This window comes from Cellulomonas sp. B6 (genome assembly GCF_001462455.1).
Classification (GTDB): domain Bacteria; phylum Actinomycetota; class Actinomycetes; order Actinomycetales; family Cellulomonadaceae; genus Cellulomonas.
Map to the genome: position 1 here is coordinate 1 of NZ_LNTD01000063.1, position 15,428 is coordinate 15,428.

Here is a 15,428-nt window from a genome sequence, read left to right on the forward strand (position 1 = left end):
GGGCGGCCGGAGCCCCGTCGAGCTCCACGCCGTGCGCCGCGGCGTCGTGCGTCCCGATGCCGGTGGTCCCCGCGAGCGCAGCGGCGTCGGGGGCCGCCAGGCCCGGAGCGCCTCGGTCGACCGACGCGAGGTCGCCCTGCGCGGGGGTGGGCTCCGACGCCCCGGGCGCCGCGTCGCCGGCGTCCGGCGCGCGGTCGGGCGTGACGAAGAACGCCGCGGGGTCCTCGTCCTGCCCGGCGTGACGCGGCGCCGTCGGCTCGGTGAGCGCGGTGACCGCTGCCGCCCACGCCGCGTCGTCGGGCGACGGGTGGTCGAGCGGTGCGTCCGGCAGCGCGTGGGCGCCGTGCCGTGCGGTCGGCTGCTCGGGGGAGCGGTGCGGCGTCGGCACCCCCGGCGCGGCCGCGAGCAGGTGGGCCGTCGCGCGCGCGACGTAGTCGACGGTCCAGGCGGGCACGCGCGCACGGCGGCGCGCCTGCGCGTCGAGCACGGGCAGCACGGGCATGTGGGGGCGCTGCTCGTGCAGCACGCCGGGCGTGGCGCCCTCGGGGCCCGGGCACATCATCCAGAGCGCGCCCGGCACCGTGGACACCAGCAGGTCGCCGACGGCGATGCCGATCGCCGCCGCGACGCCCTCCGGAGCCGGCGCGTCACCCGTGGCGCCCAGCAGCCGCGTCCACCGCGCGTCGAGCGCGGCAGGGTCGTGGCCGTCGACCCCGTCGGTGCGCAGCCAGGTGCGCAGCCGCTCGAGGTGCGACCACTCGGCCGGGGTGAGCACGCGCGCGAGCACGGGGCCCTCGGGCTCCGTGGACCTCGTCGCGAGCGCGGGCGAGACGATGTCCATGCCGTGGCATCGGCGCTCCGTCGCGTCCCCTTGAGTCCCCGGAACGTGTGATCCCACGCCTCGATCCTGCCCCACGCGGCGGCGGTCCCGCGGCCCGGCGGGCTCTGCACGACGACCGGGCGCACCGTGCGGCGTCCTCGGCGTGGGCGCGCACGTCGGGGGCGACCCGGGGCCTCGTGCGCGGACGGTCGCGCCGCAGCGGGCCGGCCGGGCTCCGCTCCGCCGCTGGCGGTGCGGCGGGGGACGGCTAGCGTGGTCGAGGTCCCGAGGAGGTCGTGTGCGCCGTACCGCCGTCGCCGTCGTCGTCGCGGCGACGGTCGCGCTGGGCGGCGGCGCGGGCACCGTGGCGTGGACCGACCGGCAGCGGCAGAGCGCCGACGCCCGCCTGTCCGCGGCCGTGGCACGCGTCGAGGACGCGCGGGTCGCGGTGGTGGACGACCACGCCGGCCGCGGCGCGTCGGCGGCCGACGCCGACGCCGCGCACGCCACCGCCCTGCTGGGCGGTGCCCGGGCGGCGCTCGCCGCGGCGGTCGAGCGCGCGCGGCAGACCCTCGACGCCTCGGCGGGGCAGGTGGGGGACGACGACGCGCCGCGCGCCGCGCTCGCCGACCGTCTCGACGCCGCGGTCGTCGCCGGCCCCGCCGCCTCGCCCGCCCGCGCGCGCGGGCTCGCCGCCGAGGTCGCCGCCGCCGAGCAGGGTGTGCTCGACGCGGTCGCCGCGCAGCGGGCGCGCGCCGAGGAGCAGGAGGTCGCGGCCCGCGCGGCCGCGCGACGCGCCGCGGCCGCCGCCGGCACGTCCCCGCCCGGCGCGTCGGCCCCGGGGGCGGGGACGTCGCGCGACCGGTGCACGACGACGTACTCGGGCCCGGCGTTCTACACGTCCACGCCGACCGACGGCGGCGACGGGTCGAACGGTCGGCTCCCGGCGTCGGCGCTGGCAGCGGTCTCCTGGACGGCCGACTCGCGCGGCACCCCGTTCTACCTGCGCTCCGACGCCGCCGCGGCGCTCGAGCGGCTCAACACGGCGTTCCGCGGCGCGCTCGGCCACGACCTGGCGCTCGACCTCACGTACCGGGACCTCGACACGCAGGTCGCCATGCGCGAGGCGCTCGGCACGGTGGCGGCCGTCCCCGGGACGTCGTCGCACGGCACCGGCCTCGCGATCGACGTCCCGGAGCTGCCGTGCGACTACGGCTGGGACTCGGCAGCGCGCGCCTGGCTCGTCGCGTACGGCCCGGCGTACGGGTGGGTGTCGCCCGGCTGGGCCCGCCAGGGCGGGTCGAACCCCGAGTACTGGCACTACGAGTACCGCGGCTGAGCGCCGCCGTCCGCGGCGCGCGCGGTCCACGCCGTCACGGCGCGGCGGGGTCGGTCCCGGCCGGCTGCGTGGTGCGGCCGTCGGGCGGGCGCACCGCGACGCTCGACGACGGCACGGTGCGCCACGCGACCGCGGCCCCGGCGACGAGGAGGCCCGCGCACACGAGCATCGCCGTGCGGTGGGCGGGGGCGAGCCGGGCGGCGTCGGTGAGGGACCCCCCGACCCCGGCGACGAGGGGCAGCACCGCGACCGCGAGCAGGCTCGCGACGCGCGCCACGGCGTTGTTGACGCCGCTCGCGACACCCGCCAGGTGGTCGGGCGCGGCGGCGAGCGCGGTCGTCGTCAGCGGCGCGACCGTCATCACCAGGCCCACGCCCTGCAGCAGCACGCCCGGCAGCACGTGGGTGACGTACGGCGCGGCCGGCCCGATGCCGGCGAGCAGCGCGGTGCCCGCGCCCGCGACGAGCGGACCGACCGTCATCGGCAGCCGTGGCCCGACGCGCACGCCCCACGCGCCCGCCCGGGGCGAGAGCACCAGCAGCAGGAGCGTGACCGGCAGCTGGGCCACGCCGGCCGCGAGCGGCGTGTACCCGGCGACGACCTGCAACGTGACCACGAGGAAGAACCCGACCCCGCTGAGCGCGGCGTAGACGAGGAACGTCGCGCCGTTGACGCCCGCGAAGGGCCGCCACCGGAACAGGTGCGGGGGCACCAGCGGTGCGCGCGAGCGGGCCTCGACGCGGACGAACAGGCCCAGCGCGACGGCACCGACGCCGAGCGCCGCGGCCACCGCGGCACCGGAGCCGTGCGGCTCGGCCCACACCGTGAACCCGTACGTGAGCCCGGCCAGCCCGAGCGCCCCGAGCACGGTCCCGGCGACGTCGACGCGTGGCTGCGCCCCGGGGTCGGTGGACTCCGGGACGTGCCGCAGCGCCACCACGACGACGACGGCCGCGAGCGGCACGTTGATGCCGAACACCCACCGCCAGTCCGCGACCTGCACGATCCACCCGCCGACGAACGGTGCCGCGGCACCCGCGAGACCGCCCAGCCCGGACCACGCGCCGATCGCCCGGCCACGGTCGTCGCCCGTGAACGTCGACTGCAGGATCGCGAGCGACCCGGGCGTGAGGAGCGCGCCGCCGACGCCCTGCAGCACGCGTGCGGCGACGAGCGCACCGACCGTCGGGGCGAGCGCGCACGCGACCGACGCGATCGCGAACCACACGACCCCGACCAGGAACACGCGCCGTCGGCCGAACCGGTCGCCGAGCGCGCCGCCCAGCAGCAGGAACGCCGCGAGCGTGAGCGCGTACCCGTTGACCGTCCACTGCAGGTCGGCGGTCGTCGCGTCGAGGTCGGCGGCGATGCGCGGCAGCGCGATCGTGACGACGGTCGCGTCGATGAACGCGAGGGCCGACCCCAGGACGGTCGCCAGCAGCACCCACCGTCCGGCGGCGGAGCGGTACGCGACGGCCCCGGTCACGGGCGGGTCGCCCCGGGCCCGGTCATCGCGGCCGGTCGCGGTCCTTGCTCGGCTGCACGCGCTTGGGCTCGCCGGGCATCTTGGGGTACTCGGGCGGGTAGGGCAGGTCGCCGTGCCCGTCGTCGCGCTCCTGGCGGTCGGCCAGCTCGAGCAGCGAGTCGAGCCGGTACCGCGGCGCCGCGTGCGCGACGAGCCCTGCGAACAGGTCGCCGACCTCGGCGAACCGGGCCGGCATCGTGGTGACGTCGAAGTCGTCGGGGTGCGCGTCGGCGACCTCGTCCCACCTGAGCGGGGCCGAGACCGTGGCGCGCGGGTTGGAGCGGATCGAGTACGCCGACGCGATCGTGCGGTCGCGCGCCATCTGGTTGTAGTCGACGAAGATCCTGCGGCCCCGCTCCTCCTTCCACCACTTCATCGTCACCTCCTCCGGCAGACGCCGTTCGAGCTCGCGCCCGAACGCGATGGTCGCCCGCCGCGCCTCGACGAACGTCCACGCGGGCTCGATCGGCACGAACACGTGCAGACCGCGCCCGCCGGACGTCTTGGGCGTGCCCTCCAGGCCGTGCTCGGCGAGCAGCTCGCGCACGTGGGGGGCCACGCGGGCCGCGTCGGAGAAGTCGGTGCCCGGCTGCGGGTCGAGGTCGATGCGCACCTGGTCCGGGCGGTCGACGTCGTCACGGACCACGGGCCACGGGTGGAACGTCAACGTGCCGAGGTTCGCGGCCCACGCGACGACCGCGAGCTCGGTCGGGGCGACCTCGTCCGCCGTGCGACCGGACGGGAACGCGATGCGCGCGGTCTCGACGTAGTCGGGTGCGCCCTGCGGGACGCGCTTCTGGTAGAACGCGTCGCCCGACGAGTCCTGCCGGGTCGACATGCGCGCGCCCTCGAAGACGCCCTTGGGCCAGCGCTCGAGCGTCGTCGGCCGGTGCAGCAGCGCCCCGAGGATCCCGTCGCCCACGGCGAGGAGGTACTCGACGACGTCGAGCTTGGTCAGGCCGCGTGCCGGGAAGACGACACGGTCGGGGCTGGTCACGCGCACGGTGCGGCCGCGCACGTCGAGCTCCACCGCCGGGGTCTGTGCCATGCCTCACACGGTAGGGCCGGGGGCGGACACCCGCCCCTCGCGCGCGGCAGCCGTGCCGAGCAGCCCGCGGCGGTGCGCGATCGCGACGGCCTCGGTGCGGCCCGACGCCCCGAGCTTGGCCAGCACGTTCGACACGTGCACCGACACGGTCTTGCCGGAGATGAACAGCCGCTCGCCGACCTGCCGGTTGGACAGCCCCTGCGCGACGAGCGCGAGCACCTCGGTCTCGCGCGCCGTCAGCACGTCGCCCCCGGCGGCGGGCCGGGGCGTGGCCGGTGCGCCGCCGGCGCCCGCGAGCCGTGCGCGCCGCACGAGGTCGGCGACGGCGTCGGCCAGCGGCCGGGCCCCGATCGCGCGCGCCTCCGTGAGCGCGAGCGCCGCCTCGGGGGCCGCGGCCTCGCGGTCACCGGCCGCGACGAGGGCCTCGGCGAGCCGCCACCGCACGCGCGCGGTCTCGTAGCGGTGCCCGTACGCCAGCTCGACGAGCGCGGACCGCCACACCTGGGCGTCGCCGCGCCCCGCCGCGCGCGCGTGCTCGGCACGGGCGCGGGCGAGCCAGGCCCGCCCCTCGGGCCCGAGGGCGCCGCCGCGCGGGCGCCCGGCGGCGGCCGTCCGTTCCACGCGCGCGAGCCGGGCGTCCGCGTCCGCGACCAGGGCAGCGTCGTCCTGGCCCGCGGACCGGCGCGCCGCGGCGGCGTCCGCGACGGCGGCGAGCGTGAGCGCGCCGAGCCAGATCCCGCCCAGGTACTCGGGCGACCACACCGCGCGCACGTGCGCGTCGACCCGGTCGGCGTGCGCCACCGCGCGCTCGGGCTCGCCCCGCCACGTCAGCGCGTCGACGGCGTTGCCCCCGGCGATCTGCGTGAGCAGCGGGTCGCGGGGCCACCACGGCTCGAGCGCCGCGGCCCGCTCCACGACGTCGTCGTCGCCGCGCGCCACCGCGGCGTACAGGCCGACCGACGTGAGGAACGCGCGCGCGTACCCGGGGCCGCCGGCGGTTCCCGCGTCGGCGTCCGCGAGGTCCCCGCGGACGTACCGCACGAGCACGCGGAACATCTCCAGGTCGACGCCGTACGGCGCCCACGACATGCCGAGCGTGACGGCCCGGGCCCGACCCTCGTCGGCCTCGCGCGCCGCGCGCGGCAGGTCGCCCGCGTAGTAGGCGGTCGAGGCGAGGTTGTAGCGCGTGCGCAGCTCCGTCGTGTGGTCGCCCGACGCCACGGCGCGCGCCAGCGCCTGCGTGAGCAGCTGCGTCGACCGCTCGTGGTCGATCCGCTCGCCGACGGCGGCCGTCGTCAGGGCGTCGGACTCGGCCGCGACGTCGCCCACCTCGCGCGCCACCTGCGCGGCGCGGGCGGCGATCTCGGTGGCCTCGTCCTCGCGTCCGGCGTTGAGCGCGGCGCGCGCGTACGTCGCGAGCGCCCACGCGCGCTCGCGCGACGGGGCGTCCGGCAGCTCGGCGAGCGCGGTCGACACCTCGGCGAGCGCCGCGTCGATGCCCTCGGCCGCCAGCAGGTGCCGTGCGAGGTCGGTGCGCGCGCCGCCGCGCGCGACCGGGTCGTCGCCGGCCGCCGCGACGCCCCCGCGCGCGAGCTGCACGGCGCGCTCCGACTCGCCCGCGCGGCTCGCGGCACCGGCGGCGGCGCGCAGCACGGCGGCGTGCGACGTCGGCAGCTCGGCCGCGACCTCGGGCAGGGCGTCCCAGAGCCGCAGCACCACCTCGAGGTGGCGCAGCTCCTCGGCCGGGGCGAGGACGCGGCGCGCCTGCAGCGCGGCCTCCCACGACGCCCGCAGCGCCACGGGGAGGTCCGGCACCCGCAGCGCGTGCGCGGCCCGCTGGGCGGCCGCGCCGGGCGCCGGGGCGGCGTCGAGCGCCGCGAGGAACGCGCGGTGCGCCGCGGCGGCCTCGCCGGGCAGCAGGTCGGCGTAGACGGCCTCGGCGAGCAGCGCGTGCCGGAACGCGATGCGCCCGTCCTCCACCACGAGCACGTGCTGCGTCACGGCCTCGCGCAGCGCGGCGTCGACGCCGCCGGCGGGGCTGCCGGGGTCCGCGAGCGCGGCCGCGCGCAGCAGCGGCTCGTCGACCCGACGTCCCGCGGCCGACGCGAGCTGGACGAGCCGCACCGTCGCCGCGTCGAGCCGCTCGACGCGCGTGCGCAGCACGTCGGCCAGCGACCAGGGCAGCGCGTCGGCGTCCGCGCCCGCCTCGATGAGCTCCTCGGTGAAGTACGCGTTGCCCTCGGCGCGCTCGCGCAGCCGGTGCACCTGGTCGTCGGGCAGCCGGCGCCCGGCCACGGCCGCGGCGAACTCCCGCAGCTCGTCGTCCGTGAACGGCGCGAGCGTCAGGTGGCTCGCGCGGGGGTGCCGCACGAGCTCGGCGGCCACGGGACGCCACGGGTGCCGGCGGTGCAGGTCGTCGGTCCGGTAGGTCGCCACGACGAGCAGCGGCTGGTCCTGCAGCCGCGACACGACGAACCGCAGCAGGTCGCGGCTCGACGCGTCGGCCCAGTGCAGGTCCTCGAGCACGAGCAGCAGCGGGTGCTCGCGCGACGCGCACGCCGCGAGCACCTCGACGACACCCTCGAACAGCTCGCGGCGCTCGTCGGCCGCGTCGGCCGGCGACGCGTCGTCGATCCGCGTGCCGCCGCTCCCGCCACCCAGCAGCCGCGCGAGCGCGGGGCGCGCGGCGACGGCGCGCGCGACCGTCTCGGGGGCGGCCGTGCGCAGCACGCCCAGCGCCTCGGCGAACGGCAGGTACGGCAGGCCGATCTCGCCGAGGTCCACGCAGTGGCCGGTGACGACGCGTGCGCCGTCGGCCGCGACGACCTCGCCGACGTGCCGCAGCAGGCGCGTCTTGCCGACGCCCGCGTCCGCGCCGAGCAGCACGAGCGTGGGCGCGCCGGAGCGCGCGCGGTCCAGGGCCTCGGCGAGCCGGGCGACCTGCTCCGCGCGTGCGACGAACGGCGTGCTCATCGGGCCACGTGCCACGCACCCGATCCTCGCAGCGACCACTGACGTCCGGGAGCGCGGACCACCGGTCGGCCCGTCGTGCCGGTCGCGCCCGTCGTCCCCGGCGTGCTGCGTACCCCGCCGCGCGCCCCGCGTGCGACACCGGGGCGACGCACCTCCCGCGCGCGCCGCACCCCGGCGGCGACCTGCTCGCGCCGGTACGCGACCTCGGCGTCCAGCGCCGGACCCCACAGCTCGATCCCCATGGTCGTCTCCCGTCCCCGTGGTCCGCGGGTTCGGTCCGTGCCGGTCGCGGACCCCTCCCCGGCACGGCACCCACGCTCGTCCTGAGGCCCCGCCCGGCGGATCGGACGGCTGCCCACACCCGCGCGACCGACGCCGTCTGAGGTACCTCAGACGCGCCGTGAGCGGCACGCCTCCTCGGGCCGACGGCGACGCCGACCGAGGTGTCGACCCGGGTCGACCCGGGCCGGCCTCGGGGTCGGGCCAGGGTCGGGTCCGGGCCGGGCCCGGAGGTGCCGCGCGGCGCCGGGCCGCATGCTGGAGGCCACGACGACGGAGGAGGACGGCATGGACGGGGTGCGCGCGGCGTTCGCACGGGCAGGACTGGTCAGGACGTACGAGGGGCGCTGGCTCGCGGGGGTGTGCTCCGGCGTGGCGGCCCGGCTGGGCGTCGAGGCGTGGGTCGTCCGGCTCGTGCTGCTGCTGCTCCTGGTGCTGCCCGGCAGCCCGTTCCTCGTCTACGCGGTGCTGTGGATCTGCATGCCGCCGCAGGGGTGGGTCGCCCCCGTCCGCGACGCCTGATCGCGCGGGCCCGGCACCGCGGCACGGTGCGTGGACGGGCCGGGTGCGCGTCCCGTCCGTGCGTCCGGACCGTGGCCCGAGCGGCGAGGTCCGTCCGCGTCGGGCACCCTGGTGCTCGTGGGTGACGTCCGAGACCTCCGTAGCCGGCGCGGCGCGCCGCCTCCGCTGCTCGACGACGAGCTCGTGGTGGTGGCGGAGCGCAGCGCTCCCCGCGCCGCGCGCCACTGGGTCATGCGCTCGGTCGCCGTCGCGGGCGTCGGCGGTGCGTGCAACCAGGTCATCGAGCTGCTGACGGGCGAGCTCGTCTCCAACGCGGTCGTGCACGGTCCGTCCGGCGAGCCGGTGCGGGTCGCCGTGCGGGTCGACGGCCCGCGCGTGCGCGTCGCGGTGACCGACCGGGGCGGCGGCGTCCCGCAGGTCCGGCACGCGGAGCCGACCGCGCCGAGCGGGCGCGGCATGTCGCTCGTCGAGGCGCTGTCGACCACGTGGGGCTCGGCGCGGCTGCCCGACGGGGGCACGACCGTGTGGTTCGAGGTCGACACCGACGAGTGACGCGCTCCCCGCCGACGTCACACGGTCGGCGGTCGCGGCGTGACGTGTGCGCCCGCTGTGCGTTCGCGTCCTGCTGACGATACGTTCGTCCAGGATGTGGCGTGCTCGCGCCTGCGGCGTGCCCGGTCACCGGCAGTCGCGGTCGAGCCGCCGTGGTGCAGCACGAAGGAGCGGACCATGAGGGACAGCGGCGGCGACGTGGCGACGGAGCCGGGCACGACGACCGGGACGGTCGCGGCCGTGGACGGGGCGGACGCCGTGGCGAGCCTGCCGCAGATCCAGGCGGAGGTCCGCGAGGACGGCACGGGCGAGATCTCGGTCGACGGCGTGCGCGAGCAGATCGCGATGGCCGACCTCGCCGAGGCGGGCGCCGCGATCACCGCGCGCATCGCCGCGCTCGCGGCCGACGCGGGCCGTGCGCTGCCCGTGGAGGTGCGCGACCCCGACGGCCTGTGGGCGCTGCTGATCCACCCCGACGGTCGCGTCGACGAGGCGAACGACGCCGACCTGCCGCCCGCGAGCACGCCCGTGCCCGTCGTCGACCCCGCGTGGTCCGCGCCGGCGTCGACCACGACGCCCGTGGCCGCGCCGCCGTCGACCCCCACGCCCGTCGTCGCGCCGCCCTCGGGCGCGGTGCCCGTCGCACCCGTCGAGCCGACGCCCGCGACGGGGTCGGTCCCCGCGACGCGCTCGGCGACCCGCACCGAGGCGCGCGCCGAGCGCGCACCGTCCGACGGCTCGTCCCTGCCGACGCTCGACGACCTGCTCGCGGCGCGCCACCCCGCGCACGAGGGCCCCGCCGAGCAGGGCTGGCAGCGCGCCGTGCGTCGCCTGACGTTCGGCGCCGTGGCACCCCGCCCGGGCGCCGCCGAGCGCCGACGCCGCTCGCAGGTCGACGCGGTGCGCCGCACGTTCGACGGGCCCCGCACGGTCGTCGTCGTCAACCCCAAGGGCGGTGCGCACAAGACCACCGCGACGATGCTCCTCGCCTCGACGTTCGGCCTGTCCCGCGGCGGCTACACGCTCGCGTGGGACAACAACGAGACGCGCGGCACGCTCGGCTGGCGCTCGCAGCACGGGGACCACCAGCGGACCGCTGTGGACCTGCTGCGCGCGCTGCCCGACCTGACGCAGCGCGGCACGGTGCGCATCGGTGACCTCGACGCGTTCGTCCGCACGCAGCAGGACGAGCAGTTCGACGTGCTCGCGTCCGACGAGAACGCGGCGTCGGTGTCGAGCGTCGACGCCGCGTCGTACCACGCGCTGCACGACGTGCTCTCGCAGTTCTACCGCGTGCTCGTCGTGGACACCGGCAACAACATGCGCGCCTCGAACTGGCAGGCGGCCGTGCAGTCCGCCGACCAGCTCGTGGTCGTCTCGACGCTGCGCGAGGACACCGCGCAGTCGGCCGCGTGGGCGCTGGACGCGCTGCGCGCCACGGGGCAGGAGGAGCTCGTGCGCAAGGCGGTGACGATCCTGTCGTTCCCCGAGCCGAAGGTCGACAAGGACCTGCGCCAGCGCCTGCGCACGCACTTCGGTGCGCTGACGCGCGGCGTCGTCGAGGTGCCGCACGACAAGGCGCTCGTCGCGGGCGGACCCATCGACCACGCGGCGCTCAAGCCCTCGACGCGCGACGCGTGGCTGCGTGCGACCGCCGTGGTGGCCGACGGCCTCTGAGGTCCCGGCCGGGGCGGGTGGAGCTCGTGCCCGGCGACGTGCAAGATCCGGCCGGGTCGCGACACCGGGAGGGTGAGGGCGGTGGCAGCACCACGCCGCCGCCCGGTCCGCCCGTCCGTCCGCCCGCCCCGGGAGCCGCAGTGCCCGCGCACCCTCAGCACGAGCCCACCGCCCGCCCCGCCCTGCGCGCCGTCGACGCGCCCGGGGACGCCGTGCCCGACGCGTCGGGCGACGACGCGGCTGCGGGGACGCACGACCCGAGTCCGCCGTCCGCTGCCCTCGCGGACCGCGACGCCGCCTGGTTCGAGGGCCTCGTCACCGACCACGCCACCGCGGTGCACCGCTACCTCGCGCGGCGCGTGGCCCCGTCGGACGTCGAGGACCTCGCGGCGGACGTGCTGACGGTCGCGTGGCGGCGCCGCGCCGACGTGCCCGCCGGCGCGGAGCTCCCGTGGCTGTACCGCACCGCCGGTTACGTCGTGTCGAACCACCGGCGCAAGGGCCGGCCGGTCCCGGTGGCCGACGTGCCCGAGGAGGTCGACGCCGACGACCCGGCGCTGCGTGCCGTCCGCGACGAGACCGTGCGCGGCGTGCTGGCGGGGCTGTCGCCGCGCGACCGCGAGGTCCTGCTGCTGCACGCGTGGGAGGGCCTGACGGGCGACGCGCTCGCGGCCGTGCTCGGCGTCGGCCGCGGTGGCGCCGACGCGGCGCTGTCACGTGCGCGCAGCAGGCTGCGCGCCGCGTTCGACGAGGCCGGCGTCTCCTGACGCACCCGCCCGCGCGGCGGGCGCGGCCCGGGGTACGTGCAAGAGCCGCGGCCCCGGGCACACAGACGGGGTGGAGGGCGGCGACGCCCGGCGACCGGCTCGGAGGGACACCATGAACGACACGCGCGAACCCCGCGGCACGTCCAGCGACGACGAGGGAACGGCCGCGGCCGGCGACGCGGTGACCGCGGCCGAGGACGCAGCGGTCGCGCGCGTGCGCGCGGCCGACCCGGCCGCCGACGCGACGCCCGACCTGCCGCGCCTGCAGGCGCGCCTGACCGGCACCACGGGCGTGGCCGTCGGCGGTGCCGTGCACGGCGACGGCCACGTCGACGAGGACGGCGACGAGCTCGCGGCCGCGCGGCGACGCCGACGCGGACCCGCGCGCTGGCTGCAGGTCGCGGCCGTCGCGGTCGGCGTCGGCCTGGTCGGCGGCGGCGGGTACGCGGTCGGGGCGGCGGGCGGCGACGCGCCGGCGGCCCCGCCGATCGCGCTGCAGGGGGTCTCGCCCGCGTCGGGCCCGGCCATGGAGATGGGCGCGGGAACCGCGCTCGCGGACCGCGCGAAGATCGCCCCCGGCTGGTTCGGCGGGCGCACGGTCTTCACCGCCGACGGGCTGACCGGTGCCGCCGGGACCGGGCGCGCGTGGGCGTTCGACGCCACGGGCACCGCGACGCGTGAGACCGCGGCGCGGGTCGCCGAGGTGCTCGGGGTCGACGGCGAGCCCCGGCAGGAGTGGGGGCAGTGGGTCGTCGGCCCGAACGACGGAACGGGCGCGACCGTGTCGCTCGGCATCGACGGGCAGGCCGGCATGTGGTTCTACGACCGCGCGTGGGACCCGTCGCTGTGCGGGCTGGACACCCCGGGGTCGGCCCCGTCGGTCGAGCCCGCGCCCGACCCCGCGGGCGGCGACCTCGCCACCACCGAGCCCGGCCTCGCGATCGCGCCCGTCCAGCCCGAGGAGGTCGCCCCCGCCGACCCGAGCGTGTGCGACCCCGCGTCCACGCCGCGCGGCGACGCGGCGCGGTCCGCCGCGCGCGACCTGCTCACGCGCCTGGGCGTGGACCTCTCGGGCGCCGAGCTCACCGTCTCGGAGGACACGGGCGTCGACGGGCTCGTCTCCGTCATGGCCGCGCAGGTCGTCGACGGCACGCAGACCGGGCTCGTGTGGTCGGTGCAGCTCGCCGGCACGGGCGTGCAGTCCGTGTCGGGTGCGCTCGCCCCGCTCGTCGAGCTGGGGACGTACGACGTCATCAGCGCCGACGCGGCCGTCGAGCGGCTCAACGACCCGCGGTTCGGCGCGAGCTACGGCGGGGTCGTGCCGCTCGCGGTGCGCATGATGGACGACGCGTCCGCGCCGATGACGTCGGACGTGGCGCCCGAGCCCGCCGAGCCCACCGTGCCGCCCGTGCCGGCCGCGGGCGACCCGATCGCGTGGCCCGTGCAGCAGGTGACGATCACCGGCGCCCGCCTCGGGGTCACGCTGCTGACGGCACCGGACGGCGCGAGCCTGCTCGTGCCCGCCTGGGAGCTGAGCGACGCCGACGGCGGGACGTGGAGCGTCGTCGCGGTCGTCGACGACCAGCTCGACCTCAGCGCGGGCTGACGGACGCCCCGGGCCACGGCCCGGGTGGCACGCGGGCTGAGGGGCCCGCGGGACACGGTGGGGCCGGGCGGCGCTGGAGGGGCGTCGCCCGGCCCCGCCGTCGCGCCCGGGGCCGGCGCGGGCGCACCGGGGGTGCGCGGGGGCCGCGGTGGGTAGCGTGCCCCCATGGCTGCCACCGCCGGTCCTGCGGGACGTCTGCTGCTGCTCGACTCCGCCTCGCTGTAGGCGTCCAATAGACACATTGAGCAATACCAAGCCCCGCCGCGTCGTCAGATACGTCCGCCTCTCTCGCGCCGATGACGACTCGACCTCGGTTCCGCGTCAGCGCCAGATCATCACGGCCGTTGCCTCGGTGCGCGGCTGGGACCTCGTCGAGATCGTCGAGGACGTCGACGTATGCCCATCGAAGCGGCGCCTCGATCCGCCCGGGGCTCGGCCGCGTGCGCGCGCTCGTCCGCGACGGTGCCGCGGACACCGTCCTCGTCTGGCACCTCGACCGGCTCGAGTGCTCGGTCGTTGACTTCGGTCTCCTCCTCGACGAAGGGCTCGACGTCGTCTCGGAAACGGAGCCGCTCGACACGACCTCTTCCATGGGCCGTGCCACGGCCGAGCGAGGTCGACGTCCGCCGTGTACTACTCGCGGGCGTAGTCGACGGTCCAGTAGTGCTCCGCCCCGGCGTCCGCGGCCGGCGCGGCGTTGACGCCGCCCGGGTCGATGTCCTTTGGCGCTGGCTCGACGAGTCGGCTGCATCCCACGTAGACGCCTGTCCGCGCACCCCAGAGGGCCGAGTGAACCATGCGCCGGGGTGCGGTCGGCCTGACGCCGAGAGTGTCTAGACGACGAGAAGCCCCCGACCGGTTATCGTTGGGGGCCTTCGTCGTGATGCAGGACGAGTAGCGGTGCGCGGTGCGTGGGGCGCGTCGCGTCTCTGACACCGGTTGGTGCGAGACGGTTCGGGAATGATGCTTGCTGCCGATGCTTCAACCACGCATACCGGCATGGACTGGAGCGACGCTCTACCGTGGAATCGCGGCGATCGTCGGGACGACGACCCTCCTGCTCTCGGTATGGAATCGCCACGTCGAGCAACTCCTCGCGAGGACCCGCGTAACGGCCTGGGCAGTCCCGGTTGACCTCAGCGGCGACATCGCCGACACGGGGGCCATCTTGTGGGTTCGGAACGGGACCGGCGTCGCGCTCCAGGGGGTGAGGGTGTTCGTTAAGCCTCGCAACATCGAGCCCACGACCGTCGCGCCCGGAGCGCCAAAGTACGGGATGAGCACGGTGCCGGTGCCATTCGTCGTGCCGCCTCATGAGACGATCCGGAGCGTGGTCCCGGGTCACAGTTTCAGCGCCTGGATAGGGCAGTCGGACTACGAACTGATCACCGAGGTGTTCTTTCAGGACGCGCTCGGCACCTGGTGGGTGCGCACCGCGGCGGGTCGAGTGGTACGCCATGACCGCATGAGGCAGTACCTGATCGGTCCACCTTCGTTCGGTTCGCCGCCCAGCCGCTGGACACGATGGCTGCCGCGACGCGGATTTCGGCACCCGGGGTGACCGGTCTTGCGCGGCGCGGTCTTGTCCGCCGTGATTGGGCCCGGCAGGGTCAGCGGCATGGGTCTCTTCTCCCGCTCGACCTCGCCGATTGTTGTGCTCTCACGCCGCAAGGACGGCTCGGTGCTTCGCGGTCGGCGTCTGCCCTTCGCCGAGACGCTGTACGTGGCCGGGACGCCGCCGATATGGGGTCTCGCGGCGCGTCCCGAGCCGAGTGAGCGCGTCGCGCGGGTCCGGATCGACGACGTACTCTCGGTCGAGCGCGACGAACGCGGGTGGACGGTGTCTGACGCGGCCGGGGTGCTAGGGCGTGCTCGATGGCGGGCCGGCGACGACGGCAAGGTCTACGCCCGGACGGGTGCGGTCATCGCATATCCGGACCATGGAACGCTCGTCGTGTCGCAGCTGCTCCAGCGGGACGGGCACGTCGTCGACTTCGGCGGCGTCGTGACGCCGACTGCTGGGGACGGCTAGGAGATTGCCGCGTCTTCTAGTGCGAAGCGACGCTTCCTCGCGCAAGGCGGTTGCCCCGGACTCGCCAAAACGCGCACGCCAGAGCACCGGACGCGGCAAGATCGCGACGTGGAACTTGGGACGTGGGGTGAGTGGGCCGGCGCAATCGGGACGACGGCGGCGACGGCCGTTGCCCTCGGACTCGGCCTGCGCGACGACGACGCGCGACGAAGCCGCAATGCCGCACGCAGGCGTCTCCACGCTGCGGCCGGAGCCCTCGTCGTCGATCTGGACCGTCGCGAGGACCGA

The 15,428-nt window shown here is 77.2% G+C and carries 13 protein-coding genes and 1 pseudogene; 9 read left to right on the top strand and 5 right to left on the bottom strand.

Translation table 11 applies throughout. From position 1 onward, the window contains the following. On the bottom strand, positions 1 to 841 hold an 841-nt coding region (locus tag ATM99_RS19235), incomplete at its 3' end, for a hypothetical protein (RefSeq protein WP_369798000.1). A gap of 277 nt (positions 842 to 1,118) precedes the next feature. Between ATM99_RS19235 and ATM99_RS04980 the strand changes: the two genes are divergently transcribed. Then, positions 1,119 to 2,159, top strand: coding sequence for a D-alanyl-D-alanine carboxypeptidase family protein (locus ATM99_RS04980; RefSeq protein ID WP_062101823.1), 1,041 nt, complete (start codon positions 1,119 to 1,121; stop codon positions 2,157 to 2,159). Positions 2,160 to 2,193: 34 nt separating this feature from the next. Here the strand turns inward: ATM99_RS04980 and ATM99_RS04985 are convergent, their stop codons facing one another. Genes ATM99_RS04985 through ATM99_RS04995 form a run of 3 tightly spaced genes read right to left on the bottom strand, consistent with a single transcriptional unit; the run spans position 2,194 to position 7,705 of the window. After that, positions 2,194 to 3,645: an MFS transporter gene (locus ATM99_RS04985; protein WP_062101824.1), complete on the bottom strand. Its 1,452-nt coding sequence runs from the start codon at positions 3,643 to 3,645 to the stop codon at positions 2,194 to 2,196. Between the two features lie 22 nt (positions 3,646 to 3,667). Beyond that, a complete protein-coding gene (gene ligD, locus ATM99_RS04990) occupies positions 3,668 to 4,732 on the bottom strand; it encodes a non-homologous end-joining DNA ligase (RefSeq protein WP_062101825.1) in 1,065 nt (354 codons plus the stop codon). A 3-nt stretch (positions 4,733 to 4,735) separates the two neighbouring features. Beyond that, complete coding sequence (locus ATM99_RS04995; RefSeq protein WP_062101826.1) at positions 4,736 to 7,705, bottom strand: helix-turn-helix transcriptional regulator; 2,970 nt, start codon at positions 7,703 to 7,705, stop codon at positions 4,736 to 4,738. Between the two features lie 567 nt (positions 7,706 to 8,272). Here ATM99_RS04995 and ATM99_RS05005 point away from each other — a divergent pair. The 6 genes and pseudogenes from ATM99_RS05005 to ATM99_RS19900 form a co-directional block, all read left to right on the top strand. Continuing rightward, positions 8,273 to 8,506 (top strand): PspC domain-containing protein, encoded by a 234-nt coding sequence (locus ATM99_RS05005; RefSeq protein ID WP_062101850.1) that lies wholly within the window; start codon positions 8,273 to 8,275, stop codon positions 8,504 to 8,506. Between the two features lie 117 nt (positions 8,507 to 8,623). Next, positions 8,624 to 9,058 (top strand): ATP-binding protein, encoded by a 435-nt coding sequence (locus ATM99_RS05010; RefSeq protein WP_062101851.1) that lies wholly within the window; start codon positions 8,624 to 8,626, stop codon positions 9,056 to 9,058. 177 nt (positions 9,059 to 9,235) lie between these two features. Continuing rightward, entirely contained in the window at positions 9,236 to 10,735 is a 1,500-nt protein-coding gene (locus ATM99_RS05015; RefSeq protein ID WP_062101852.1) for a chromosome partitioning protein, read from the top strand. Between the two features lie 140 nt (positions 10,736 to 10,875). Continuing rightward, the gene (locus ATM99_RS05020; protein WP_223304805.1) at positions 10,876 to 11,502 is read left to right on the top strand and encodes an RNA polymerase sigma factor; all 627 of its coding nucleotides are present in this window, start codon (positions 10,876 to 10,878) and stop codon (positions 11,500 to 11,502) included. Positions 11,503 to 11,614: 112 nt separating this feature from the next. After that, a complete protein-coding gene (locus tag ATM99_RS05025; RefSeq protein WP_062101828.1) occupies positions 11,615 to 13,108 on the top strand; it encodes a hypothetical protein in 1,494 nt (497 codons plus the stop codon). 296 nt (positions 13,109 to 13,404) lie between these two features. Further along, positions 13,405 to 13,701 (top strand): annotated as a pseudogene (locus ATM99_RS19900) (recombinase family protein); the annotation flags it as partial. A 40-nt stretch (positions 13,702 to 13,741) separates the two neighbouring features. Here the strand turns inward: ATM99_RS19900 and ATM99_RS19810 are convergent. Beyond that, positions 13,742 to 13,864, bottom strand: a complete 123-nt coding sequence (locus ATM99_RS19810) for a hypothetical protein (protein WP_255356805.1) — start codon at positions 13,862 to 13,864, stop codon at positions 13,742 to 13,744. Positions 13,865 to 14,075: 211 nt separating this feature from the next. On the opposite strand from ATM99_RS19810, the gene ATM99_RS05030 reads away from it, so the two are divergent. Together ATM99_RS05030 and ATM99_RS05035 are read left to right on the top strand one after the other, a co-directional pair. Continuing rightward, positions 14,076 to 14,669, top strand: a complete 594-nt coding sequence (locus ATM99_RS05030) for a hypothetical protein (RefSeq protein WP_150118134.1) — start codon at positions 14,076 to 14,078, stop codon at positions 14,667 to 14,669. Positions 14,670 to 14,726: 57 nt separating this feature from the next. Next, positions 14,727 to 15,140, top strand: coding sequence for a hypothetical protein (locus ATM99_RS05035; RefSeq protein WP_150118135.1), 414 nt, complete (start codon positions 14,727 to 14,729; stop codon positions 15,138 to 15,140). The last annotated feature ends 288 nt before the right edge of the window (positions 15,141 to 15,428 follow it).